At 58.3% G+C, this 24,590-nt stretch carries 21 protein-coding genes, 4 tRNA genes and 2 pseudogenes; 12 read left to right on the forward strand and 15 right to left on the reverse strand.

What is annotated here, in order from left to right; translation table 11 throughout:
* Positions 1-104: 104 nt before the first annotated feature.
* On the reverse strand, positions 105-1,127 hold the full coding sequence (locus CKW20_RS27610; protein WP_095055712.1) for an outer membrane protein assembly factor BamD: 1,023 nt from the start codon (positions 1,125-1,127) through the stop codon (positions 105-107).
* 151 nt (positions 1,128-1,278) lie between these two features.
* Here CKW20_RS27610 and rluD point away from each other — a divergent pair, with 151 nt between their 5' ends.
* The 7 genes from rluD (at position 1,279) to CKW20_RS27645 (ending at position 6,372) form a co-directional block, all read left to right on the forward strand.
* On the forward strand, positions 1,279-2,241 hold the full coding sequence (gene rluD, locus CKW20_RS27615) for a 23S rRNA pseudouridine(1911/1915/1917) synthase RluD (protein WP_095055713.1): 963 nt from the start codon (positions 1,279-1,281) through the stop codon (positions 2,239-2,241).
* Positions 2,238-2,963, forward strand: a complete 726-nt coding sequence (gene pgeF, locus CKW20_RS27620; protein ID WP_095055714.1) for a peptidoglycan editing factor PgeF — start codon at positions 2,238-2,240, stop codon at positions 2,961-2,963. The genes rluD and pgeF overlap by 4 nt, the downstream gene beginning before the upstream one ends.
* Before the next feature lie 129 nt (positions 2,964-3,092).
* Positions 3,093-5,657: an ATP-dependent chaperone ClpB gene (gene clpB, locus CKW20_RS27625; RefSeq protein ID WP_095055715.1), complete on the forward strand. Its 2,565-nt coding sequence runs from the start codon at positions 3,093-3,095 to the stop codon at positions 5,655-5,657.
* A gap of 300 nt (positions 5,658-5,957) precedes the next feature.
* Positions 5,958-6,033: transfer RNA gene (locus tag CKW20_RS27630), tRNA-Asn, on the forward strand.
* Positions 6,034-6,042: 9 nt separating this feature from the next.
* Positions 6,043-6,119: transfer RNA gene (locus CKW20_RS27635), tRNA-Pro, on the forward strand.
* Positions 6,120-6,124: 5 nt separating this feature from the next.
* A tRNA-Lys gene (locus CKW20_RS27640) sits at positions 6,125-6,200 on the forward strand.
* Between the two features lie 95 nt (positions 6,201-6,295).
* Positions 6,296-6,372 (forward strand) — tRNA-Pro (locus CKW20_RS27645).
* Between the two features lie 106 nt (positions 6,373-6,478).
* Here the strand turns inward: CKW20_RS27645 and CKW20_RS27650 are convergent.
* The 5 genes and pseudogenes from CKW20_RS27650 to CKW20_RS27670 all read right to left on the reverse strand — a co-directional run bounded on the left by CKW20_RS27650 (position 6,479) and on the right by CKW20_RS27670 (position 9,547).
* The gene (locus CKW20_RS27650; protein WP_030130391.1) at positions 6,479-6,880 is read right to left on the reverse strand and encodes a hypothetical protein; all 402 of its coding nucleotides are present in this window, start codon (positions 6,878-6,880) and stop codon (positions 6,479-6,481) included.
* Positions 6,881-7,221: 341 nt separating this feature from the next.
* Positions 7,222-8,520 carry an NAD(P)/FAD-dependent oxidoreductase gene (locus CKW20_RS27655; protein WP_095055716.1) on the reverse strand — a complete coding sequence of 433 codons (1,299 nt, stop codon included), beginning with the start codon at positions 8,518-8,520 and terminating at the stop codon, positions 7,222-7,224.
* 60 nt (positions 8,521-8,580) lie between these two features.
* Complete coding sequence (locus CKW20_RS27660) at positions 8,581-8,754, reverse strand: DUF3094 domain-containing protein (RefSeq protein ID WP_095055717.1); 174 nt, start codon at positions 8,752-8,754, stop codon at positions 8,581-8,583.
* Between the two features lie 51 nt (positions 8,755-8,805).
* A pseudogene (locus tag CKW20_RS27665) lies at positions 8,806-8,910 on the reverse strand (MOSC domain-containing protein); the annotation flags it as partial.
* Between the two features lie 10 nt (positions 8,911-8,920).
* Positions 8,921-9,547 (reverse strand): DUF1780 domain-containing protein, encoded by a 627-nt coding sequence (locus CKW20_RS27670; RefSeq protein WP_095055718.1) that lies wholly within the window; start codon positions 9,545-9,547, stop codon positions 8,921-8,923.
* 129 nt (positions 9,548-9,676) lie between these two features.
* Between CKW20_RS27670 and CKW20_RS27675 the strand changes: the two genes are divergently transcribed.
* Positions 9,677-10,144: an FAD/FMN-containing dehydrogenase gene (locus tag CKW20_RS27675; protein WP_095055719.1), complete on the forward strand. Its 468-nt coding sequence runs from the start codon at positions 9,677-9,679 to the stop codon at positions 10,142-10,144.
* Between the two features lie 11 nt (positions 10,145-10,155).
* Here CKW20_RS27675 and CKW20_RS27680 read toward each other — a convergent pair whose 3' ends face one another.
* The 5 genes from CKW20_RS27680 to CKW20_RS27700 all read right to left on the reverse strand — a co-directional run bounded on the left by CKW20_RS27680 (position 10,156) and on the right by CKW20_RS27700 (position 15,358).
* Complete coding sequence (locus CKW20_RS27680) at positions 10,156-10,602, reverse strand: potassium channel family protein (RefSeq protein ID WP_095055720.1); 447 nt, start codon at positions 10,600-10,602, stop codon at positions 10,156-10,158.
* Between the two features lie 22 nt (positions 10,603-10,624).
* Positions 10,625-11,725, reverse strand: a complete 1,101-nt coding sequence (locus CKW20_RS27685; RefSeq protein WP_095055721.1) for an AI-2E family transporter — start codon at positions 11,723-11,725, stop codon at positions 10,625-10,627.
* Between the two features lie 99 nt (positions 11,726-11,824).
* Complete coding sequence (locus CKW20_RS27690; protein WP_095055722.1) at positions 11,825-13,606, reverse strand: SulP family inorganic anion transporter; 1,782 nt, start codon at positions 13,604-13,606, stop codon at positions 11,825-11,827.
* Positions 13,607-13,655: 49 nt separating this feature from the next.
* Complete coding sequence (ppk2, locus tag CKW20_RS27695; RefSeq protein ID WP_095055723.1) at positions 13,656-14,480, reverse strand: polyphosphate kinase 2; 825 nt, start codon at positions 14,478-14,480, stop codon at positions 13,656-13,658.
* Between the two features lie 215 nt (positions 14,481-14,695).
* Complete coding sequence (locus tag CKW20_RS27700) at positions 14,696-15,358, reverse strand: hypothetical protein (RefSeq protein WP_095055731.1); 663 nt, start codon at positions 15,356-15,358, stop codon at positions 14,696-14,698.
* Between the two features lie 248 nt (positions 15,359-15,606).
* On the opposite strand from CKW20_RS27700, the gene CKW20_RS27705 reads away from it, so the two are divergent.
* The 4 genes and pseudogenes from CKW20_RS27705 to CKW20_RS30045 all read left to right on the forward strand — a co-directional run.
* Positions 15,607-16,947, forward strand: coding sequence for an MFS transporter (locus CKW20_RS27705; protein ID WP_095055724.1), 1,341 nt, complete (start codon positions 15,607-15,609; stop codon positions 16,945-16,947).
* A 3-nt stretch (positions 16,948-16,950) separates the two neighbouring features.
* Positions 16,951-18,171 (forward strand): benzoate/H(+) symporter BenE family transporter, encoded by a 1,221-nt coding sequence (locus tag CKW20_RS27710; protein ID WP_095055725.1) that lies wholly within the window; start codon positions 16,951-16,953, stop codon positions 18,169-18,171.
* A 17-nt stretch (positions 18,172-18,188) separates the two neighbouring features.
* Complete coding sequence (locus CKW20_RS27715; RefSeq protein WP_095055726.1) at positions 18,189-19,457, forward strand: OprD family porin; 1,269 nt, start codon at positions 18,189-18,191, stop codon at positions 19,455-19,457.
* Between the two features lie 4 nt (positions 19,458-19,461).
* Positions 19,462-19,572: pseudogene (locus CKW20_RS30045) on the forward strand (LysR family transcriptional regulator); the annotation flags it as partial.
* A gap of 8 nt (positions 19,573-19,580) precedes the next feature.
* Here the strand turns inward: CKW20_RS30045 and dctM are convergent.
* The 4 genes from dctM to CKW20_RS27740 all read right to left on the reverse strand — a co-directional run bounded on the left by dctM (position 19,581) and on the right by CKW20_RS27740 (position 24,118).
* Positions 19,581-20,864, reverse strand: a complete 1,284-nt coding sequence (gene dctM / locus CKW20_RS27725; protein WP_095055727.1) for a C4-dicarboxylate TRAP transporter large permease protein DctM — start codon at positions 20,862-20,864, stop codon at positions 19,581-19,583.
* Complete coding sequence (locus CKW20_RS27730; RefSeq protein ID WP_095055728.1) at positions 20,861-21,493, reverse strand: TRAP transporter small permease; 633 nt, start codon at positions 21,491-21,493, stop codon at positions 20,861-20,863. Before CKW20_RS27730 ends, dctM begins: the two co-directional genes overlap by 4 nt.
* Before the next feature lie 70 nt (positions 21,494-21,563).
* Positions 21,564-22,559, reverse strand: coding sequence for a TRAP transporter substrate-binding protein (locus tag CKW20_RS27735; protein ID WP_095055729.1), 996 nt, complete (start codon positions 22,557-22,559; stop codon positions 21,564-21,566).
* 104 nt (positions 22,560-22,663) lie between these two features.
* Positions 22,664-24,118 (reverse strand): TrkH family potassium uptake protein, encoded by a 1,455-nt coding sequence (locus tag CKW20_RS27740; RefSeq protein WP_095055730.1) that lies wholly within the window; start codon positions 24,116-24,118, stop codon positions 22,664-22,666.
* Positions 24,119-24,590 lie beyond the last annotated feature (472 nt).

Raw genomic sequence — 24,590 nt, forward strand, 5'->3', positions numbered from 1 at the left:
TTTAGCCAAGGACGGAGCAGGCGCACAGCGCAATACGCCCAACCCTGAAATCCGGCAACAAAAAAGGCGCCTCGAAAGGCGCCTTCTCGGCACAATCCCCAGCGTCAGTCGAACACGCCGAAGGTCATGTAGCTGAACCACGAGCGGTCGGTGTTGTTGGCTTCGGACTCGTGCTGCTCTTCTTCGATCACATCGCCGTTTTCATCTTTAGGCTTGAGCTCGTTCGGAATCGAGTCCTTGGCATCCTGGAACTGCCTCTGCACGTCCTGGTTGGCGCGGGTTTGGCCCGGCGGCAGCGGCGGACGGGATTCGATCAGGCCCAGGGTGGCCTTGCTCAGCCACGAACGGTTGTCGGCTTCATCCCTCGACGGCACAAATTGACCGTCCACCAGGCTTGGGTGGTTCGGGTAGTTGAGCTTCAGGGTTTCGAGGCTGGTTGCGGCCAGTTCGTCCAGGTGCAGACGCTGATAGGCTTCAGTCATCACCGCCAGGCCGTCACCGACCGAAGGGGTTTCCTGGAAGTTTTCCACCACGTAACGACCACGGTTCGCGGCGGCGACATAGGCCTGACGGGTCAGGTAATAGTCGGCAACGTGAATCTCGTAGGAAGCCAGCAGGTTGCGCAGATAGATCATGCGCTGCTTGGCATCCGGCGAGTAGCGGCTGTTCGGGAAGCGGCTGGTCAGCTGGGCGAACTCGTTGTAAGAGTCGCGAGCGGCGCCCGGGTCACGCTTGGTCATGTCCAGCGGCAGGAAGCGCGCGAGCAGACCGACGTCCTGGTCGAAAGAGGTCAGACCCTTGAGGTAGTAGGCGTAATCGACGTTCGGGTGCTGCGGGTGCAGACGAATGAAACGCTCGGCGGCGGACTTCGCAGCCTCAGGCTCGGCATTCTTGTAGTTGGCGTAGATGAGCTCGAGTTGAGCCTGATCAGCGTAGCGACCGAACGGATAACGCGACTCCAGAGCCTTCAGCTTGGCTGTGGCGGCGGTGTAGCTATTGTTATCCAGATCGTGCTGAGCCTGCTGGTACAGCTCGACTTCGCTCAGGTTTTCGTCTACGACTTCCTTCGATGAGCAAGCAGCGGTCAATGCGAGGATGGCGATCAGCAGCAGGTGTTTCACTTGCATGGCGGCTTGCGTCCCTATGACGGCCGCTGTCTTGGGCGGGGCCGTCCTGTTATGATGAGCGCCCCGTTGAAAAGCCTCGGGGCAAAAGACGCCGTATTTAACCACAAGCGCGCAGCCGAAACCAAAGGCTGTGCCGACGCCTAGTCTGAGCATGTCCGATAAAATTGAACTTCGCGCAGAGGTGCCGTCCGAATTGGGCGGCCAACGCCTCGATCAAGTCGCCGCACAACTATTCGCTGAGCACTCGCGCTCGCGCCTTTCCGCCTGGATCAAAGACGGCCGCCTGACTGTGGATGGGGCGGTTATCCGCCCGCGAGACATCGTTCACGGTGGCGCCGTTCTTGAGCTGACTGCCGAGCAGGAAGCTCAAGGCGAATGGATCGCTCAAGACATTGAGCTGGACATCGTCTATGAAGACGACGACATCCTGGTGATCAACAAGCCTGCGGGCCTGGTGGTGCACCCGGCTGCCGGTCATGCCGACGGCACCTTGCTTAATGCCTTGCTGCACCATGTGCCGGACATCATCAATGTGCCCCGCGCCGGTATCGTGCATCGCCTGGACAAGGACACCACCGGTCTGATGGTGGTGGCCAAGACCATTCAGGCGCAAACACAGCTTGTCACGCAATTGCAGAGCCGCAGCGTCAGCCGGATCTACGAATGCATCGTGATTGGTGTGGTGACAGCCGGTGGCAAGATCAATGCGCCGATCGGTCGTCATGGCCAGCAACGCCAGCGCATGGCTGTAATGGAAGGTGGCAAGCAAGCCGTCAGCCATTACCGCGTGCTCGAGCGTTTCCGCTCCCACACTCACGTGCGGGTGAAACTGGAAACCGGTCGTACACACCAGATTCGCGTGCACATGGCGCATATCAACTACCCGTTGGTCGGAGACCCTGCCTATGGCGGTCGCTTCCGTATTCCGCCGGCTGCCAGTGTGACCATGGTCGAATCCTTGAAGAATTTCCCGCGCCAGGCGCTGCATGCGCGGTTCCTGGAACTGGATCATCCGACCACCGGTAAACGCATGAGCTGGGAATCGCCATTGCCAGATGACTTTGTCTGGTTGCTGTCCCTGCTCAAGCAAGACCGCGAGGCGTTCATCGGATGAGTGACTGGCTGATTCCCGACTGGCCTGCGCCTGCCGGGGTGAAAGCCTGCGTCACCACCCGTGCGGGCGGCGTCAGTCTGGCGCCGTTCGACAGCCTCAACCTCGGCGATCACGTCGACGACAGCCCCGACGCTGTCGCCGAAAACCGCCGTCGCCTTACCGATCATTTCTCCATTCAACCGGCCTGGTTAAAGCAGGTGCACGGCATTGTCGTGGCTTATGCCAACCCAGACCTGGTGGCCACTGCTGATGCCAGCTGGACGGCAACACCCGGTATCGCCTGCGCGGCAATGACCGCTGATTGTCTGCCAGCGCTGTTTTGCGACCGCGCCGGCACCCGCGTCGCTGCCGCCCATGCCGGTTGGCGCGGATTGGCGGCGGGTGTGCTGGAAGCGACCCTCGACAGTCTGGCTGTACAGCCTGCAGACGTGCTGGTCTGGCTCGGCCCGGCCATTGGCCCAAAAGCCTTTGAAGTCGGCCCGGAAGTGCGCGAAACCTTCGTCCAGCAATTGCCAGAAGCCGCCAAAGCCTTTGTGCCGAGCCAAAACGCCGGCAAGTTCATGGCCGACATCTATGAGCTGGCGCGTTTGCGTCTGGCTGCTCGGGGCGTTACCGCTGTTTATGGCGGTGGTTTCTGCACCGTGACCGATCCTCGCTTCTTTTCTTTCCGCCGCAGCCCACGCACCGGTCGGTTTGCTTCCCTGATCTGGCTCGAACGCTAGACTTCTCTGATCTACATCAACTGTACGACGCTTGAATCTCCCAGAATCGACCGCATCTATAGCGGTATCTGGCAGGTTTCTTCATTCAGGATGTTTATCGGTCCGGCCTGCTCAAAAGGAAGGTGACCCATGCGTATAGACCGTTTAACCAGCAAGTTGCAGTTAGCCTTGTCCGACGCCCAATCCCTGGCCGTCGGCCTCGACCATCCGGCCATTGAACCGGCGCATTTGATGCAGGCCATGCTTGAACAACAGGGTGGTTCTATCAAACCCCTGCTAATGCAGGTGGGTTTCGACGTCAACAGCCTGCGTAAAGAGCTGACCAAAGCCCTCGATCAGTTGCCGAAAATCCAGAACCCGACCGGCGACGTGAACATGTCGCAGGATCTGGCGCGCCTGCTCAACCAGGCTGATCGCCTGGCCCAGCAGAAGGGCGACCAATTCATATCCAGCGAACTGGTGCTGCTCGCCGCGATGGACGAGAACAGCAAGTTAGGCAAATTGTTGCTGGGCCAGGGCGTGAGCAAGAAAGCCCTGGAAAACGCGATCAACAACCTGCGCGGCGGTGAGGCAGTCAATGACGCCAACCACGAAGAATCGCGTCAGGCGCTCGACAAGTACACCATCGACCTGACCAAACGCGCCGAAGAAGGCAAGCTTGATCCAGTGATCGGTCGCGACGACGAAATTCGCCGGACCATTCAGGTCCTGCAACGCCGTACCAAAAACAACCCGGTGCTGATCGGCGAGCCTGGCGTGGGTAAAACCGCCATCGCCGAAGGCTTGGCCCAGCGCATCATCAACGGCGAAGTGCCGGATGGCCTGAGGGGCAAGCGCCTGTTGTCTCTGGACATGGGCGCGCTGATTGCCGGTGCCAAGTACCGCGGCGAGTTCGAAGAGCGCCTCAAATCCCTGCTTAACGAACTGTCGAAGCAGGAAGGGCAGATCATTCTGTTCATCGACGAACTGCACACCATGGTCGGCGCCGGCAAAGGCGAGGGCTCGATGGATGCGGGCAACATGCTCAAGCCAGCATTGGCTCGCGGTGAACTGCATTGTGTGGGCGCGACCACGCTCAACGAGTACCGCCAATATATAGAGAAGGACGCGGCCCTCGAGCGGCGCTTCCAGAAAGTCCTGGTGGATGAGCCGAGCGAAGAAGACACCATCGCCATCCTGCGTGGCCTGAAAGAGCGTTACGAGGTGCACCACAAGGTGGCGATCACCGACGGCGCGATCATCGCCGCGGCCAAGCTCAGTCATCGTTACATCACCGACCGTCAGCTGCCGGACAAAGCCATTGACCTGATCGACGAAGCTGCCAGCCGCATCCGCATGGAAATCGACTCCAAGCCGGAAGTGCTGGACCGCCTGGAACGTCGCCTGATTCAGCTGAAGGTGGAATCCCAGGCGCTGAAGAAAGAAAGCGACGACGCGGCGAAGAAACGTCTGGAAAAACTGCAGGAAGAAATCGACCGTCACGAGCGTGAATATTCGGACCTCGAAGAGATCTGGAATTCGGAAAAAGCCGAAGTACAAGGTTCGGCACAGATCCAGCAGAAAATCGAACAGTCCCGTCAGGAACTGGAAGCCGCACGCCGTAAAGGCGACTTGAACCGCATGGCCGAGCTGCAATATGGAGTGATCCCGGACCTGGAACGCAGCCTGCAAATGGTCGACCAGCATGGCAAAAGCGAAAACCAGTTGCTGCGCAGCAAGGTGACTGAAGAAGAGATTGCTGAAGTCGTGTCGAAGTGGACCGGTATCCCCGTGGCGAAAATGCTCGAGGGCGAGCGCGAAAAACTGATGAAGATGGAAAGCCTGTTGCACCAGCGCGTGATCGGTCAGGACGAAGCGGTGATCGCTGTCTCCAACGCGGTGCGGCGTTCCCGTGCCGGGTTGTCCGACCCGAATCGCCCGAGCGGCTCGTTCATGTTCCTCGGCCCGACCGGTGTCGGTAAAACCGAGCTGTGCAAGGCGCTTGCCGAGTTCCTCTTCGATACCGAAGAGGCGATGGTGCGGATCGACATGTCCGAATTCATGGAGAAACATTCCGTGGCTCGCTTGATCGGCGCGCCACCGGGCTATGTGGGTTATGAAGAGGGCGGTTACCTGACCGAGGCGGTGCGTCGCAAGCCTTATTCGGTGATCCTGCTGGACGAGGTCGAAAAGGCCCACCCGGATGTGTTCAACATCTTGCTGCAAGTGCTGGAAGATGGCCGTTTGACCGACAGCCATGGCCGCACGGTGGATTTCAAAAATACCGTGATTGTCATGACGTCCAACCTGGGCTCGGTGCAGATCCAGGAACTGGTGGGTGATCGCGAAGCGCAGCGGGCTGCGGTAATGGATGCGATTTCCACGCACTTCCGGCCGGAGTTCATCAACCGGGTCGACGAAGTGGTGATATTCGAGCCATTGGCTCGGGATCAGATTGCCGGCATTACCGAGATCCAGTTGGGGCGTCTGCGTAGCCGCCTGACAGAGCGTGAGCTGAAGCTTGAGCTGAGTCCGGAAGCGATGGATAAGCTGATCGCCGTTGGTTACGACCCGGTGTATGGCGCACGGCCGCTCAAACGGGCGATCCAGCGCTGGATCGAGAACCCGCTGGCACAGCTGATTCTGTCGGGTCGATTCATGCCGGGCGAGACCGCCAAAGGTGTGGTGGAGAACGACGAAATCGTCTTCGTCTGATCCCCTGCGGCAACAAAATGAAAGAGGCCTCGCATTGCGAGGCCTTTTTTTCGATAGGCTGTTGAACTCAAAGGAAAATGCTTGTAAAGTGCGCCCCGCAGTAAGTCACCCGCCAGGGTTTCCGCTCCCCAAGCAGGAATCCAAAATAAGTTGCAAATCATTAACTTGAAAGCAATTTAGGGGGTTGACAGAGATGCTTAAGATTGTAGAATAGCGCGCCTCAGACATACGAACGCAGCGATGCGAACGAGTTGAAGAGAACGCAGTAAAGCTTCACTGTTGTAAATTGAAATATGTAGTTCCGTGATAGCTCAGTCGGTAGAGCAAATGACTGTTAATCATTGGGTCCCAGGTTCGAGTCCTGGTCACGGAGCCAATTTCAAACCGGGGTATAGCGCAGTCCGGTAGCGCGCCTGCTTTGGGAGCAGGATGTCAGGAGTTCGAATCCCCTTACCCCGACCATTTTTGGGTCGTTAGCTCAGTTGGTAGAGCAGTTGGCTTTTAACCAATTGGTCGTAGGTTCGAATCCCACACGACCCACCATTTTTGAAACCAGTTAGCGCTGGAATCGAATCTTAAGATCAGAGGCCAAAAGCGCTGATCGAAGAAGGCGCCTTTCAAAGGTGCCTTTTTTTTACCGGGGTATAGCGCAGTCCGGTAGCGCGCCTGCTTTGGGAGCAGGATGTCAGGAGTTCGAATCCCCTTACCCCGACCATATTAAAAATCCTCGTATCGAAAGATACGGGGATTTTTTTTGCCTGCTGCAAATGCAAAAAAGCCCCGCTTCTCGATGGAGAGGCAGGGCTTGGGGCTTCAGGGACTTAGCTATTGTCTTTCAGGTGCTCGAACAAGCCCTTCGGCATTTTTTTGCCATTGGCTTCGTAGTTGGTTTTCACGTTATCAAAAGCCTCTTGTTCGTCGATTTGGCCGTCATGGTTGGTGTCGATCTTGTCGAAGTCAGCTTTGGGTGCCACTTTCAGGAATTCCGCACGGGATACCTTGCCGTCGTCATCGGTGTCGGTTTTGGCCATCGAGGCATCGCCGCACTTGCCTTCGCCACATTTGCCTTCAGGCGTCTTCACGACCTGTTCCGCCGAAGCTAGCAGGTAGCCTTGAGTCAGTGGCTGCGAAGCGAATACGGAACCGGACAACATCATGCCACCGGCCAAGACTGCGCCGAGCAGGCCAACGGTATTTTTGCTGAGAGTAGTGGTACGGGACATTACAAATCTCCTGGGTTGCACGACGCAACCGCTCGATAAAGGACGCCACGCAAATGCGGCGATGACCGAAGCAGGCGGTGCCTTGCTCGGGTGTGGCCATTTAGCGGGCGTGGTGTATCGCTACTGTGTCGCGTAAGGGGGGCTTTGTAAGCGAAGGGATGGAATCAGCGGGGAGACACAGTGAGACACACAAGTGTCTGGAAGTTGGACCGAGGCGCCTGCTTCGCGGGCAAGTCGGATCGCCGCACCGCTCGCTCCTACAGTGAATCTGTGTCGTACACAAAATATCGTTGTAGGAGCGAGGCTTGCCCGCGAAGAGGCCCTAACTAACGCCGAAAATCTTAATGCAGCTTCAGCCGCGGCTCAGTCCCGCGACCAATCTTGCTACCCAGCATCAACATCGCCGTACGAAACGCGCCATACAGCGCCATCTGGTGCATGCGATACAGCGACACGTAAAACATCCGCGCCAGCCAGCCTTCAAGCATCACGCTACCGGTGAGGTTGCCCATCAAGTTACCCACAGCCGAAAAACGCGACAGCGAGATCAATGAGCCATAGTCGGTGTACTTGTACTCCGGCAGGGTCTTGCCTTCGATCCGCAGTTTCAGCGATTTGGCCAACAACGAAGCTTGCTGGTGCGCCGCCTGCGCCCGTGGCGGTACATTGCGATCAGTGCCCGGTTGTGGGCAGGCCGCGCAGTCACCGAAGGCGAAGATGTTCTCGTCGCGGGTGGTTTGCAGGGTCGGCAACACTTGCAGCTGATTGATGCGGTTGGTTTCCAGGCCATCAATGTCCTTGAGGAAGCCCGGCGCACGAATCCCGGCGGCCCAGACTTTGAGGCTGGCATTGATCACTTTGCCATCGGCGGTAATCAGGCTGTCTGCCGTCACTTCGCTGACCGCGGCATTGGTCATCACGTTGACCCCGAGTTTCTCCAGGGTTTTATGCACCGGGCCACCGATTCGGTCCGGCAGCGCAGGGAGCACCCGTGGTCCGGCTTCGATCAGGGTGATGTGCATGTTTTCCGGTTTGATCCGGTCCAGGCCGTAGGCCGCGAGTTCATGGGCGGCGTTGTGCAGTTCCGCCGCCAGTTCGACGCCGGTGGCGCCAGCACCGACGATGGCCACGCTGATCTGCTGCACCGTGTCGGTTTGCCCGGCGTGGGCGCGCAAGTAGTGATTGAGCAATTGCTGATGGAAACGCTCGGCCTGTTTGCGGGTATCGAGGAACAAACAGTGCTGCGCCGCGCCTTGAGTGCCGAAATCGTTGGTGGTGCTGCCGACGGCAATCACCAGCGAGTCGTAAGGCACTTCGCGCGCTGGCACCAGTTCCAGACCGGCATCGTCATAAGTGGCGGCCAGCTGGATTTTCTTCTGTTCGCGATCGAGCCCGCTCATGCGCCCAAGCTGGAACTCGAAGTGGTTCCATTTTGCCTGGGCAACATAGTTGAGTTCGTCTTCGGAAGAGTTCAGGGAACCTGCCGCCACTTCGTGCAGCAGCGGTTTCCAGATGTGGGTCAGGTTCGCGTCGACCAGCATTACACTGGCCGTGCCGCGCTTGCCCAGAGTCTTACCCAGACGGGTAGCCAACTCCAGACCGCCGGCGCCGCCGCCAACGATGACAATACGATGAGTCATGGGGATATCTCGCAAGGCTAAAAGAAATCGGTGCAATTACCCGAGCGAGCGCGATGCAGCTCATAGCGTCAGGTAACTGATAAGTCGGCTCAACAGGCCCAAACCAATGGTCACTGCCAACACCATCACCAGGAGCATCCACGGCCGGAAAGGCCGGCGCTCGACTTGGTGCTGGGAAAGGCGCAGGTATTGTTCGACATGCTTTTGGTCGTCCGGGTTCAGGCGGCTGGTCATATTGGGCCTCGTCAGGTAGACGTTGCTGAATGTTTAGAAGCTACAGGGCTTTTATCCTGGGTTGAACGGAGCATAGCCGCTGTCCGGAGTCGGCTCGACATTCACCCTGTCGTCCAGGCGAATGATGCCACTTTGTAACACTCGTCGATCAGCTCCTGCAACGGACTCACAGGCTGATCCCGACATCGAAAACGATGCTGCGACCCAGATTGCTGCGCAAGAAATCCGGGGCATCCGGATGGGCGAATAGCACTCGGGCAAAGGTCGGGCCGACCAGCGACAACGAGCGCCAGCCCTGACGCAAATACTCGGTAGGCGGCGGAAAGTGGCTGTTGAGGTCCAGCACTTCGCGCTTGAGGCTGGCGAAGGCGATGATGTCCAGCTCCCCCAGGTCCATGCCGCGCTCTTTGTAGTTGTGGGCTTTTTTGCGCAAGGTCGGCGCCAGCCTTAGCAGAAATTCATTGGCGGGGATGCGTCGGGGCTTGGTTTCACGGCGCACCAACTGGCTCAGGGAAAACGCGCTGCGCCGACGTTGCAGCTCGTCGCGCCATTCGTCGTTGAGGCGCCGGCCTTCGTCGAGCACGAAAAACACCTCGAAATTCGCGTCGCGGAACAACACGTCCGGCGGCTCCCCGGCGGGGGCAAATTCGTCGGCGCGATAGGGAATGTTCAGGCCTTGCAGCAGGCGCTGGCAAACCCAACGCTCACGCTCCCATTTGCGGGCATTGGACAGGAACGTGTTGGCTTGCTCGGCCGCAATGGTCAGCAGGCGTAAATAATCTGAGTCATCCATAGGCCCAAGCTTAGCGTTCATTTGCGACAAGCAGAAAGTGTGAAATGGTAAACGGAGGCACTGGGCACTCGGAACGGGCGGTGTAGACTGATGGCCATTACGCCTATGCGCTCGAACGAGGAGTAGAACTTGAAATATTGGCCGGTGTTATTGCTCAGTCTTCTGCCTCTTTGGGCCCAGGCGCTGGAGGTTGGTGAGCGCTTGGCGCCGTGGACCTTACTTGATCAGTTCGATCAGGCTTTCACACTCGATAACCAGACTCAGACGCTGCTGGTGGCGCGCAGCATGGACGCCGCCAAACTGGTCGGCGCCGCTCTGCAGGACCAGCCCAAGGGCTACCTGGAGGCTCGGCACACGGTATTTATCGCGGACATCCAGCGCATGCCTCGACTGATCGCGAAGATGTTTGCAGTACCGGCTATGCGCGATTATCCCTATCGAGTGATGCTTGACCGTGATGGTCGTGTGGCGCCGCGCTACCCCGGGTCCGTGGATAAAGTGCTGTGGCTGCAGCTCAAGGACGGTCAATTGGTGGGGAAGCACGAATACGCCACGGCGGCACAATTGCGTGAGGCGCTGGAAAAGGCTCTGCCATGATCGGCGCATGCCTATGGGCGTTCACGCTGCTGTAGCCTTTCCATGTTGTGTTTTATGACATCCATCACCGCAGCGGTCATCACCGAGGTGGAGACACCAAACATCAGGATGCCGTTGGCGGCCTCCAATGGGCCAAGCAGACGCCAGCGAGAGGACATGACGATGTCGCCGTAGCCTAGCGTGGCGAAGTTGACCGCCGAGTGATACAGCGCGATGGCGAATTCGTCGAACTCATCGAGCAGCATGAACAGCGTGGCCCAGATGGCGATCTGCACGAAATTACTCAGCAACATCAGCAGCATCACCATCGACAACAACAGGATATTCAGCCATTGCGTTTCAGGCGGTTTGGAATGCCTGAAATGCACGTATTGACGCAGGCATATGGTCACGAAAACGGCTTGCATCAGCAGGCAGAACAACATTACGGGGAGGCCGGCCAGCAGGTTTAACAGCATGGGGATATCCTCGGCCGCCGTGTCAGGTCTGCCCCTGGTTGTCTGGTCCGGGTTCTTGCGCTTGATCCACCCATTCCCAGAACAGCTGATAGCCGACCGCGAGTATCACAGGGCCGATAAACAGGCCGAGGATACCGCCCGTGACCATGCCGCCCAAGGCACCGATCAGCACCACAGGCATCGGTACATCGACACCACGGCCTAGCAACAGTGGTTTGAGGACGTTATCGACCAATCCTGCGATGAAGACATAGATGGCAAACACAATGGTCGCCGTGCTGGCACCTTCGCTCATGAAAACAAAGGCGATGACCGGAAGGGTAATCAGGCTCGCCGGTAATTGCATGATGCCAAGAAGCAGCACCGCCAAAGCGAGAAGACCGGCGCCGGGGACGCCCATGAGCACAAAGCCGATGCCCACCAACAGCATCTGGATGAAGGCGATACCGACCACTCCCAACGCCACTGCCCGGATGGTGGCGGTGCACAGGTCGGCGATTTTCGGCCCGTTGATCGGACCGCTGAAGCGCGAAACGATTTGCACCGCGCTGCGGTGACCGCTTTCGCCATACGCTAAAAAAATACCGGCAATAATCAGGGCGACGATGAATAAAAGGAGCCCCATGCTGACACCCGCAAGCTTGCTCAGCAGGGAGAGGCTGACACCTTTGATCTGCGGTATGAACTTCTGTGCCAGATCGGGCAGGTCAGTGGTGGCTTGCACCCACAAGTTATAAAGAGGTTTTCCCACGAGTGGCCAGCTGGCTACCGTATCGGACGGTGGCGGAATATGGAAACTGTCGGTTTTGACCATGGTCATGACCTTCTCCACGGATTCCGCAAGCGAGGCTCCCAACAAATAAACAGGCACCATAAGAATACTGATGGCGATCAATACGATCAGCGTCGCGGTGAGCCCGTCTTTGTTCCCCAGCTTGCCATTGAACCTGACTTGCAAGGGGTAGAGGGTGATTGCCAGGATCACCGACCACAGCATCAGGTCGAGGAACGGGCTGAATATCTGAAAACAGAACATCACCAGAACGGTAATTACTCCGGCACGAATCAGCACATCGAGCAGATCCCGGGAAAAAATCTTTTCGAGCATGGGCGTGGGAACCATTGATTACCTCCAGTAGAGAGTGACAAAGGCTGCGATCGGTAAGTCCAGCATAGACGCGCTGGCAATCTGCGTGCTGGTCGCGGGTATCTCCGATGCCACTCAGTGATCCTGGTCCTCCCAATCCACCGGATGAATCATCAGATAGCTGTCGACTGCAGTGCCTATTGTTGGAAAGAACGCCGTTTCGCCAAGTCGCGCGAATAGTCCGAATCGCTTCAGCTTGTCCTTGACCGGATCCTTCATCTCGGCCACGCATAACTTGATACCCGCCGCGTGCAAGGTTTCGTCCAGCTCCGCCAACATGTCGGCGGAGGTCACGTCCACGCTGGTGACAGGTTCCGCCGCAACGACCAACCAGCGCACTGGCGTAGGCGATGCCGCCACGGCGTCGAGCACTCGGTCGTGGAACAACTCGGCGTTGGCGAAAAACAACGGCGCATCCCAGCGAAACAGTACTAGACCGGGTACAAGGCGCGCGTCGGGATAGCGCTTGATGTCGTGATAACCCTTGACGCCTTCCGCGCGTCCCAGAACGGCAGAGTAAGGGCGCCAGCCATCCCACAGAAATTCGATGACGGCGATCACGATGGCCAGGCCGATGCCTTCAATCGCCCCCAGCACGGCCACGCCGACGGTGCAGACGATTGACAGCCAGAACTCCCAACGCTGGATTCGATAAATTCGTCGCAGGTCGCTGACCTCGATCAGGCCGATGGCGGAGGCGATCACCACCGCAGCCAGTGCGCTGGTAGGTAAATCCTTCAACAGGTCCGGTGCCACCACCAGCAGTAAGGCAACCGCAAGCGCGCCGATGACTCCAGTCAACTGGGTTTTGGCGCCTGCGGCCTCGGCCACGGGCGTACGTGACGAACTGCTGCTGATTGCAAAACCCTGAAAAAAACCGGCGGCCAGGTTGGCGACGCCGAGGCCCACCATTTCCTGGTTCGGGTCCACATAGGTACGGGTGCGCGCCGCATAGACACGCGAGAGCACGCTGGTATCGGCGAATGAAACAAGGGCAACGGCGCAACCGCCGATCAGGACGGGGACGATATCGTCACGAGTGATCCAGGGGATGGCGAACGCAGGCAAGCCTTGTGGAAGAGAGCCGAGGACCGATATTCCGGACCGCGCTGCAAGGTCCAGCATGCCCACAACGACGGTCGCCCCTGCCACGGCAATCAGAATGCCCGGCACGCGCTTGTTGCCCTTGAGCAGCATAATCACGGCCAAGGTGCCTGCGCCGACCATGAAAGCGGTCCAGTTGGTTTTCCCCTCCATTACCGCAGTAGCGATCGCCCACAGGTTTCTCAGCGGGCCGTCGGATTCAATCGAAAAACCGAAAAACTTGGGCAACTGACTGATCAATACCGTCAGCGCGATCCCGTTCATGTACCCGTAGCGGATCGGTTTGGAAAGCAGCTCCGTGATAAAGCCCAGGCGCGCTATGCCAGCCAGGATGCACACCACCCCCGACACGATCGCCATCATGCTCGCAAGGGCGATTGCACGATGCGGATCACCGCCGGACAGTGGCAGGACGACGGCGAGGATGACGGCAGCCAGCGAGGAATCCGGCCCCAGCACCAGAATCCGGCTGGGTCCGAACAGCGCATAAGCGAGCAGCGGAACGATGGTCGCGTAAAGGCCATAGATGCCGGGTACGCCCGATGCCACTGCGTAGGCGATGCCGACAGGCACCAGCATCGTGGTCAGCACCAGGCCGGCGACGAGGTCGTGCCGCAACCATGCCATTTTGTATCCATGCAGCGTGCGCAGTCCCGGCAGCCAGCGACTCCAACCGGCCTTGTCGTCGCTGGTATCCCGACGTGCAATCCGGCCCGGTTCCGGGACGGGAGACGAAGAATCTGAATCGCTCATAGGACTGTGGCCCTTTGATGTACAGCGCAGATCTGCTTAAACGTGCCAGTCAGAATTTTTCCGGAATTCGCCGCAACGGATAATTCGGTTCGCGATAGCCGCCTGATTTCTGTCGTTTGGGCAAAATCACCTTCTCGCGCGGTACATCCTTGTACGGAATGCGGCTGAGCAAATCAGAGATGATGTTGAGGCGGGCCCGTTTCTTGTCGTTTGAGTTGGCCACAAGCCACGGAGCATGGTCGGTGTCGGTCGCCTTGAACATATCGTCACGTGCGCGCGAGTAGTCATACCAGCGGCTGTATGACTTTAAATCCATTGGCGTCAGTTTCCAGATTTTGCGGCCATCATTGATCCGTGCCTCGAGCCGACGGGTCTGCTCCTCTTCGCTGACTTCCAGCCAGTACTTGAACAGCATTACGCCCGAGTCGACCATCATGCGTTCCATGAGCGGGGTCAGGCTCAGGAAACGGGTCACCTGCTTATCGGTACAAAATCCCATCACCCGCTCGACCCCGGCGCGGTTGTACCAACTGCGATCGAAGATCACCACTTCGCCAGCCGCTGGCATGTGCGCCATGTAGCGCTGCATATACATCTGGCTCTTCTCGCGATCGGTCGGTGCAGGTAGCGCCACCACCCGAAAGACACGCGGGCTGACCCTCTCGGTGAGCGCCTTGATCGTGCCGCCCTTGCCGGCGCCGTCGCGCCCCTCGAAGACGATACAAATCTTGATGCCCTTCTGTTTCACCCATTCCTGCAACTTGACCATTTCGACATGCAGTAGGCGTAACTGCTCAAGATAGTCTTTGTTCGTCAGTTTCAAGCGTTCAGCGGAGTTACTTTTAACAGGGGTTTTCTTCTTGTCCTTTGCCATGACCCAAGCCTCACATATGCCAGTCGCTGACTACCGATAGATAGACCCTGCAGGTGCAGCTATCAGCCTGCAGATTGCACATTGCTTCGAGCAAAACTGGCGTCAGTCGTGGACGGCCCCTCTGCTCTTGACGTTTAACTCCATCACCAACCGCGTGAGTCTAGTCCATGAATCTGCCCTCTATAGGGTTGCTACAGGCTCTTGGAGCATGACGGTTATCCGCCGAGCGCGATGATCGCGATAATAAGCATCGCACCGATGACTGCCACCACAACTGCGCCTTGCCACGGTTTTGCGCCTGCGTATCGCGCAAGCATCCAACCGGCTATGAACAGCACTGCGAGTCCGATCAGGTTAGACACGCGTATTGCCGGCCCCGTCTGATCGAGCAACAGGAAGGGCACTACGAGCGGGAATGTCGAAGACACTACCAATAGGAAAACGCCGATTGCGCCCTTGAAATCATCCCAACCGAGGCGCGGCTTTACCGGGATGTCCGAGGACTCGACCAGGCGGCGGCGCAGCAATTCCAGCCCATCGGTGCCGGCCGCTCCCGCGAGACGCGGCGGTAACGCCTCAGCAATCAGCGCATGCCCGGTGGTCGCATCCACCCCGGCACACAAGTTTGTGAGTAGCGTGTGGCTACGCGTTCGCTCGATCAGGGTGCGCAGTAGATACATCATCGCGTCCGCGAGTCCCCAGGCGAGGTTGCAGCCGAGCGCGGCGAGCATCATCGTTCGCTCCGCCTCCTGGCCTGCCGTCGCCACGCTGATCGTTCCGGTGAAGGTCATCGCCATGAGCAGACCGAAGATCACCTCCGTGGCACGCTCGATCGGATTGAGCACACGTGCCCGCTTTTGTTCTCCAGTGTTTTGCATGCACCCAACCTCGCTGCCGGGGCGATTTTTCAAAGGGACTTCTCCAGCCCCATTTCAGTGTAGTTAGAAACGATATTGCCGCCTCGTAGGCAGGTGAATCTCCATCAGCCGGTTCAGGGCGTTGCACAAAATGGATAGCGATCTGCGCAAAGCGGCTATTGCCCCGTGCCCGGCGACTCTACCCTCGGCTTTACGGGACGTCAGCCGCGTTACCGACGCTCTAAAAACAACAACAAGAGATAGATGCCATGCGCAAGATCAACGTACATGAGGTTATCGACAACGCTCGATTCAACCGCTTTCACTGGATGGTGCTGTTCTGGTGCGCCCTGATCATCATCTTCGACGGATACGATTTGGTGATCTACGGCGTGGTGTTGCCGATGCTGATGAAAGAGTGGGGGCTCAGTCCCCTGCAAGCCGGCGCGCTGGGAAGTTATGCCCTGTTCGGGATGATGTTCGGCGCACTGTTTTTCGGCCCGCTGTCGGACAAGATCGGCCGCAAAAAAGCCATCACGATCTGCGTGATGCTGTTCAGCGGTTTTACCGTGCTCAATGGTTTTGCCCGTAACCCCACCGAGTTTGGTCTCTGCCGGTTCATTGCCGGGCTGGGCATTGGCGGGGTGATGCCCAATGTCGTGGCACTGATGAATGAGTACGCGCCGAAAAAAATCCGCAGCACGCTGGTGGCGATCATGTTCAGCGGCTACTCGGTGGGCGGCATGCTCTCGGCAGGGCTCGGCATCGTGCTGATCCCGAGTTTCGGCTGGCAGTCAGTGTTTTACGTGGCGGTGCTGCCGTTGCTGCTGTTGCCGTTGATCATGTATTTCCTGCCCGAGTCGGTGGGTTTCATGCTGCGTCAGGGGCGCAATGAAGAGGCGCGCAACGTTCTGGAGCGGGTTGACCCGGCTTACGTTGCACTCGCCAGCGATCAGTTGCACATGAGCGAAGTGAAGGGCACCGGCACCCCGGTGTTGCAACTGTTCCGCGAGGGCCGTGCGCTGCGCACGCTGATGCTGTGGCTGGCGTTTTTCTGCTGCTTGCTGATGGTCTACGCCTTGAGTTCCTGGCTGCCGAAACTGATGGCCAACGCCGGTTATAGCCTGGGCTCGAGTCTGTCGTTCCTGCTGGTGCTCAACTTCGGCGCCATTTTCGGCGCGGTCGGTGGCGGGGTGCTGGGCGACAAGCTCAACCTGCCGCGGGTGTTGTCGGTGTTCTTCGTCGTGGCTGCGGTATCGATCAGTTTGCTGGGCTTCAACAGCCCGATGCCGGTGTTGTACCTGCTGATCGCCCTGGCCGGTGCCACCACCATCGGTTCGCAGATTCTGCTGTACGCCTGCGCCGCGCAGTTCTACTCCATGACCATTCGCTCCACCGGTTTGGGCTGGGCCTCGGGCATCGGGCGCAACGGCGCCATTGTCGGTCCGCTGCTGGGCGGTGCCTTGCTGGGGATCAACCTGCCGCTGCAACTGAACTTCATGGCGTTTGCCTTGCCCGGTGCGGTGGCCGCCCTCGCCATGACCGTGTTCGCCATCAGCAGCCGGCGTAGCGCTGGTGTCAGCCGAGCGCTGTCACCGACCGGTGCTTGAGTCATGAAAGCTCTATTCCAGGACTTTTCCCTGTCAGCCGCCGTCGCCGGATTTATCGCCACAGTGATTTCCTACGCCGGCCCCTTGGTGATCATCTTTCAGGCGGCCGAGGCGGCGCAGCTCTCGCGTGAAGTGTTGTCGTCCTGGGTCTGGGCAATCTCCATCGGCAGCGCCGTGCTCGGCATCGGTTTGAGCCTGCGTTACCGCGTCCCGATGATCATCGCGTGGTCGGCGCCGGGCTCGGCATTACTGGTGGCGCTGTTGCCGGAGATCTCCATGCCGGAAGCGGTGGGAGCCTATCTGGTCAGCAGCCTGATTATTTTCCTGGTCGGCGTGTCGGGGGCGTTTGACCGGATCATCGGCAAACTGCCCGCGGCGATTGCGGCGGCGATGCTGGCGGGGATTCTGTTCAGCTTCGGTACGGGGTTGTTCGTCTCGCTACAAGGCAAGCCGCTGCTGGTGCTGGCGATGTTTGCCACGTACCTGATATGCAAGCGGGTGATGCCGCGCTATGCGGTGTTGATGGTGCTGCTGGTGGGTTGTTCGATTGCGTTTCTCTCCGGTGATTTGCACCGCGAAGCACTGGTGATCGGTTTGGCTACGCCGGTGTGGATCACCCCCGTGTTCAGCCTGAGCGCGACCCTGAACATCGCTTTGCCGCTGGTGATGGTGGCGCTGACCGGCCAGTTCGTTCCCGGCATGGCGGTGCTACGCGCCAGCGGTTATTCAACGCCGGCCGGTCCGATCATCGCCAGCAGTGCGTTGGGCACAGCGCTGTTGGCCCCGTTTGGTTGTCACGGGCTGAATCTGGCAGCGATTACCGCGGCCATATGCACCGGCCGCGAGGCCCATGAAGATCCGCGCAAACGCTATGTGGCCGGGGTCGTGGGCGGACTGTGCTACCTGGTGCTGGGGATCTTCGGTGCCACGCTGGTTTCGTTGTTTTCGGCGTTCCCCAAGGAACTGATCGCGGCTCTGGCCGGGCTGGCGCTGTTCGCGGCGATAGCCGGAGCGTTGGCCGGTGCAATGGCGGTGCCGAGTGATCGCGAAGCCGCGCTGGTGACCTTTCTCACCACCGCCTCGGGCATGTCGCTGTTTGGTTTGTCCGCCGCTTTCTGGGGCCTGATTTTCGGCATGGTCACACACGTGCTGTTGAGCGCACGGCGTCCCGTTCCAAGCAGCGAAACCGCTGCGACTGAAGTACTTCAACCTGTCGATCAATAAAAATAAGAGAAAAACCGATGAAACAGATTCTTTCAACAACCGGTTCAGTGTTGTCCATGGCTGTCGCCTCGAGTTTCTGCGCAGGTGCGCTGGCCGCCGAGGGCGGTTTCATCGAAGACACCACGGCCACCTTGCAAGCGCGCAATTACTACTTCAGCCGGGACTTTTCCGACATCGTCGGGGCCAACCAACAGTCGAAGGCCGAAGAGTGGGCGCAGGGCTTCATCCTCAACGTCAAATCCGGTTATACCCAGGGCCCCGTCGGTTTTGGTGTGGATGTCATCGGCCTGCTCGGCCTCAAACTCGACAGCAGTCCGGACCGGGTCAATACCGGTTTGCTGCCGGTGCACGGTGACGGGCGCGCGGCGAATGAGTACAGCCGCCTGGAAGGCGCGTTGAAGATGCGTTACTCCAAGACCGAGCTGAAAGTGGGTGAGTTGCAACCCAACGTGCCGGTGCTGGCCTTCAGCGATATCCGTCTGCTGCCGCCCAGCTATCAGGGGGCAAGCATCAGCTCTAATGAAATCGATGGCCTGACCTTGCAGGGCGGTCACTTGAATTCCACCAGCCTGCGCAACGAGGCCGGCGACGAAAAGATGCAAGCCATGCTCGGTCATGTGCCGCAGCGCCAAGTCAGCAGCGATGGTTTCAACTTTGCCGGCGCCGATTACGCCTTCAATGACAAACGCAGCTCGGTCAGCGCCTGGTTCGGGCAATTGGAAGATATCTACAACCAGCGCTTCCTCGGCCTCAAACACAGCGAGCCAATGGGCGACTGGACCCTGGGCGCCAACCTTGGCTATTACGATTCGCGTGAAGACGGCAAAAAGTTGCTGGGCAATATCGACAACCAGGCGTTCTTCTCCTTGCTGTCGGCCAAGCGTGGCGGCCACACGTTTTATGTCGGCTATCAGGGCATGTTCGGCGACAGCGCCTTCCCGCGGGTATTTGCCAACATCTCGCCACTGGGCAACGAAGTGCCGACCTACGAGTTCGCCTACACCGATGAGCGCTCCTGGCAGGCGCGTTACGACTACGACTTCGCGGCCCTCGGCATGCCGGGGCTGACCAGCACCGTGCGCTACATCACCGGTAACAACGTCGACACCGGCAAAGGCTTTGAAGGCAAGGACCGCGAGCGCGATCTGGATATCGGCTATGTACTGCAGAGCGGCAGCCTCAAAGGCCTCGGGATCCGCGTGCGCAACGTTATGGCGCGTTCCAACTACCGCAGTGATATCGACGAAAACCGCCTGATCCTCAGTTACACCTGGAAGCTGCTATGAACCTCGTTTTCTCGATGCCAAGGTCCGGACCTGGGTGGCCTTTCTCAAGGCCGAATTACCCAGGCTGTTCGCCGAACATGACGCCGTGATGAACGATCCACGGCATTGGGCCTGAGGTCCCGGTTACGTCATCCCCAGCCAGTTCGGCAGGACCAGAGAAATCCACGGTACGTAGGTAATCAATACCAGGAACAGCAGCAGGATAATCAGCCAAGGCATTGCTGCACGGATGGTGGCGGTCAGTGACATGCCAGTCACCGCCGAGGTGACGAACAGGTTCAGGCCTACGGGCGGGGTAATCAGGCCGATCTCCAGGTTCACCACCATAATGATCCCCAGGTGAATCGGGTCGATCCCCAACTTCATGGCGATCGGGAACATGATCGGCGCCAGGATCAGGATGATTGCCGAGGGTTCCATGAAGGCGCCAGCCACCAATAACACGATGTTCACCACGAGCAGGAATGTGACCGGTGTCAGGCCCGCGCCGATGACCCAGGCGGTGATTTGTTGGGGTAATTGCTCGGTGGTCAGTACATGAGCGAAGAGCATGGCATTGGCGATGATGAACATCAGCATGATGCTCAGCTTGGCGGATTCGAGCAGCACCTTCGGCGTTTCACGGAGCGACATGTCCTTGTAGACGAACATCGCAACGAATGCCGCGTAGACCGCCGCCACGGCCGCCGCCTCGGTCGGGGTGAACATTCCGCTGTAGATACCGCCCAGAATGATGACCATCAGCAACAGGCCCCAAATGGCCTTGCGTGCCGCACTCAACCATTCACGAAAGGTCGCCCGCGGCATGGCGGGCAGGTTTTTCCTGACGGCGACGACGTAGATGGCCACCATCAGCGCCGTACCCAGCAGCAGGCCGGGCACCACGCCGGCCATGAACAGCTTGCCGACCGAGGTTTCCGTCGCCGCCGCATACACCACCATCACGATGGAAGGGGGAATAAGAATCCCCAGCGTGCCGGCGTTACACACAATACCGGCACCAAATGCCTGTGGATAACCGGAGCGGACCATCCCCGCGATGGCGATGGAACCCACAGCCGCTACCGTCGCAGGGCTTGAGCCGGACAGCGCGGCGAACAGCATGCACGCCAGCACCGCCGCGATGGCCAGGCCGCCGCGAATATGCCCAACGCACGCGTTGGCAAAGTCGATCAAGCGCCGCGCCACACCGCCTGTGGTCATGAAGGCACCGGCCAGTAAAAAGAACGGGATGGCCAGTAATGTGTAGTGCTCGGAGGTCTCGAACAGCTTGATGGCCAGGGAACGCACGGAGTCAGGGCTGAAAAAGATGATGGTCAGCGAACCGGCCAGGCCCAGGGAAATGGCGATCGGTACGCCGATAAACATCAGCACGAACAGGGCAACAAAGAGGAAGAGAATAGTCATTTTTTGTCATCCTCATGCTCGGTCAGTTTCATCACCTCCGCGGCCTCGTCGGCCAGGCCCAGGCCCGTTTGACGGTTTTGCACGATGCGCACCAGGATCTCGGCAAAGCGGATGAACACCAAGGCAAAACCCACCGGCACAATCAGCCCGATGTGCCATTGCATGATGCCGTAATGACCGAGGTCCTCGGCACCGATGCCGGCGATGAACAACGTCTGAATCCATTCGAAGCTGGCGACGCTGAGCAGGCCCGCATAGGCCAGACTGCTGAGGCAGGCAATGATGCCAATGATTCGCTGAACCGGTTTGCTGGCCAGTTTCACCAAGGCATCGACACCGATATGCCCGGCCGTGCGCACGCCATAGGACAAGCCGAAAAAGATCAGCCAGGCGAACAGGGCTTTGGTCAGCGATATGCTCCACGTCATGGCCTGGGCCATCCCCATGACACTGTCGCCAATGGCCAAAAACGGTTCACTGGCGCTTGGCCAATAGTCGGCGAAGCTGTAGAAAACGCTATAGAGGTTGTTGAGGATGACGTAAACGAACGTTACCAGCGTCATTGCCGCCAGCAGGAAGACGATAAAACCTTCTTCGAAGTGATCCCAGATTCGCCGTAAGGCATTCATGAGTGGCATCTCCCGATCGAGTGACGACGATGAAACAGGGCCACCCTTTCGGGCGGCGCCCGCCGGCAGATTACTGAGCCTGGTTGGCGGCTTCGGCGGCCTTGATCAGGTCGGCACCGATATCACCTTCAAACTTCTTCCAGACCGGTTTCATTGCTTCGCGCCACTTGCCACGTTGCTCTGGGGTCAGCGTGATGATTTCAGTGGTTTTGGCGTTGATGATGTTCTGTTTGGCATCCTGGTTCAGTTTCTCCGCATCCTTGTTCACCTGAGTGGTGACCTCGACGATGATCTTCTCCAGTTCGGTTTTTATATCCGGCGGCAGGCCAGTCCAGAACTTGGTATTGGTGATCAACATGTAATCGAGCAAGCCATGATCGGACTCAGTGATGAACTTCTGCACTTCGTGCATTTTCTGGCTGTAGATGTTCGAGTAAGGGTTTTCCGCGCCGTTGACTACGCCGGTCTGCAAGCCCTGATACACCTCGGCGAAGCTCATCTTGCGAGGGTTGGCGCGTACCGCCTTGAATTGTTCTTCGAGCACGGCTGAAGCCTGCACGCGAAATTTCAAACCGCGGGCATCGCCCGGTTCACGCAGCGCCTTGTTGGCGGACAACTGCTTCATGCCGTTGTGCCAATAGGCCAGACCGGTGATGTTCTTGCTTTCCATGGCTTTGAGAAGTCCCTGGCCGTCAGGGCTTCGCTGGAAGCGATCGACTGCCGAGATGTCGTTGAACAGGAACGGCAGATCGAACAATTGCAGCTTGGGTGTGTATTGCTCGAACTTGGCCAGCGACGGCGCAATCATCTGCACATCGCCCGACAGCAACGCCTCCATTTCCTTACCGTCACCAAACAGCGAAGAGTTTGGATAAACCTCTACCTTGACCTTGCCGGGCAGACGTTCTTCGACGAGTTTCTTGAACAGCAGGGCGCCTTGGCCTTTAGGCGTTTGTTCGGCGACCACGTGAGAAAACTTGATAATGACTGGATCAGCCGCCAGCACCAGGCTCGACGCACCCAGGGCGAGTGTGCAGACGGCCGCGCTCCACAATGATTTGAGCATTTAGATGTTCCTCTTGTTTTAGTTTTCGTGCCGTTCATGTCTGAAACGCATTTGCACGGTGGACAAGAGGAGTCTAGGCAACAAATCACTATTGGTCGTTGGGCCTAGTATTTCCAGAAAACCGGTATGAACAGCACCAGAACGGTGAGGATCTCCAGTCTTCCCAGCAGCATGCCAATGGTCAGCAGCCATTTGGCCGAATCGGGCAGTGTCGAGAAGTTACCTGCCGGGCCAATAATCGAACCAAGGCCTGGCCCCACGTTGCATACGGCAGTGGCCGCGCCACTCAATGCAGTGGTCCAGTCGAGGCCGATGAGCGCCAATCCCATGGCGATCGCCCCGATGGTGATGGTGAAAAAGAATGAAAACGTCAGGAGCGAACGGGCGATATCCTCGTCGATGGGATGGTTGTTGTATTTTTTACTGATGACGGCTCGAGGGTGAATCAGTTGTTTCAGGCTGCCCATGAGCAATGCGCCAGCCACTTGAAAACGGAAGATTTTAAGGCCACCAGCGGTGGAGCCGGAGCAGCCGCCGACAAAAGTCAGATAAAAGAACAGCAACACGGAGAAACTGCCCCATAGCGTGTAATCCCCCAGCGCCACGCCAGTCGTCGTGACCACCGATGTCACGTTAACCGCCACGATCCGAAACGCCTCCCACCAGCTGTACTGGCTGTGCAAGTACAACCAGGTGCCGAACAGCAGCCAGGTGATGAGCAAAAAGCCAATGAACCCGCGTACCTGATGATCGTTGAACAAGGCCCGTTTGTTCCCGCGCAACAGGCTCACATACAGCGTAAAAGGCAGGCTGCCCAGAATCATGATAACCACGGCCACCCAATGAATGGCCGGTTGCGTCCAGTGCGCCAGAGAAGCATCGGAGGTGGAAAAACCTCCCGTGGAAATCAACGACATTGCATGGTTGATGGCTTCGAACGGGGTCATGCCTGTTATCCACAGCGCCAGCGTGGAAACAGCGGTCAGCCCGATATACAGCCCCAGAATATATTTTGCAGCGACGTGGGAACGTGGTGTGACCTTCTCCGACCAGTCGGATGATTCGGTCTGAAACAGCCGCATGCCCCCGACCCGCAATAGCGGCAGGATGGCCACGGCCATGCCGATGAAGCCGATTCCGCCCAGCCAATGCAGCATTGAACGCCAGATCAGCAATCCGGGAGAGGCGGTGTCCAGACCGGTCAGGATGGTCGAACCAGTGGTGGTAATGCCGGACATCGTTTCAAAAAACGCGTCGGTGTAGCTGATGTGCTGGATCAGGACCATGGGTAATGCGGCGAACATGCAGACGACTACCCAACTGGCGGTGGTCAGCATGTACATATCGCGGGGACGCAACTGAGCGTCCTCAGGACGTCCCTTGTTAATCAACAGCAGCCCGGACACCGCCGTGATCAGACTCGACCACAAAAAGGCCGACATATCATCGTTGCGTTCATAGATCACCAGCGTGAGCATTGGTATCGCCATGCTCACTGCCAGTGTGATCAAAAAAATACCTAGGATGAAACCGATAAGCCGCAGTACCGCAATGGACATAAATAACGCCTGTCTTGTTCGCGCCGCGCAGTATCGATCGGCTTGTCGTTTTGTCTCGTAAAGTTTACGTAACTTTTTTCGTTCCCGCGGATTCTCTGTGCGCCTGGCTAGAAGCATAGGTATATCGGCCCTGGTAGGAGCGAGGCTTGCCCGCGAAGGCGGCCTGATAGCCGATTGGGGTCTTTGATCGTGTACATATCCGTTTCTGCGGTTGTGCTGGCTGGCGGTTATTGCTCTTTGTAGGAGCGAGGCTTGCCCGTGAAGGCGGCCTGATAGTCGGCTGGGCTCTTTGATCGTGTACATATCCGTTTCTGCGGTTATGGCCGCTTATGGTTTCGCTTTTACAGCCAGCCCTTTCAAGGTGTTTTCCCTTTATGGGCCTTAAGCACCCGGTCGGTCGACACATGAGCATTGGCAGCCTTTCCCTCCAGCCATTCCTTGGGCTTGGCAATTTTGGGGCCGCGTATGCTTT

This window comes from Pseudomonas sp. Irchel s3b2, assembly GCF_900187445.1.
Classification (GTDB): domain Bacteria; phylum Pseudomonadota; class Gammaproteobacteria; order Pseudomonadales; family Pseudomonadaceae; genus Aquipseudomonas.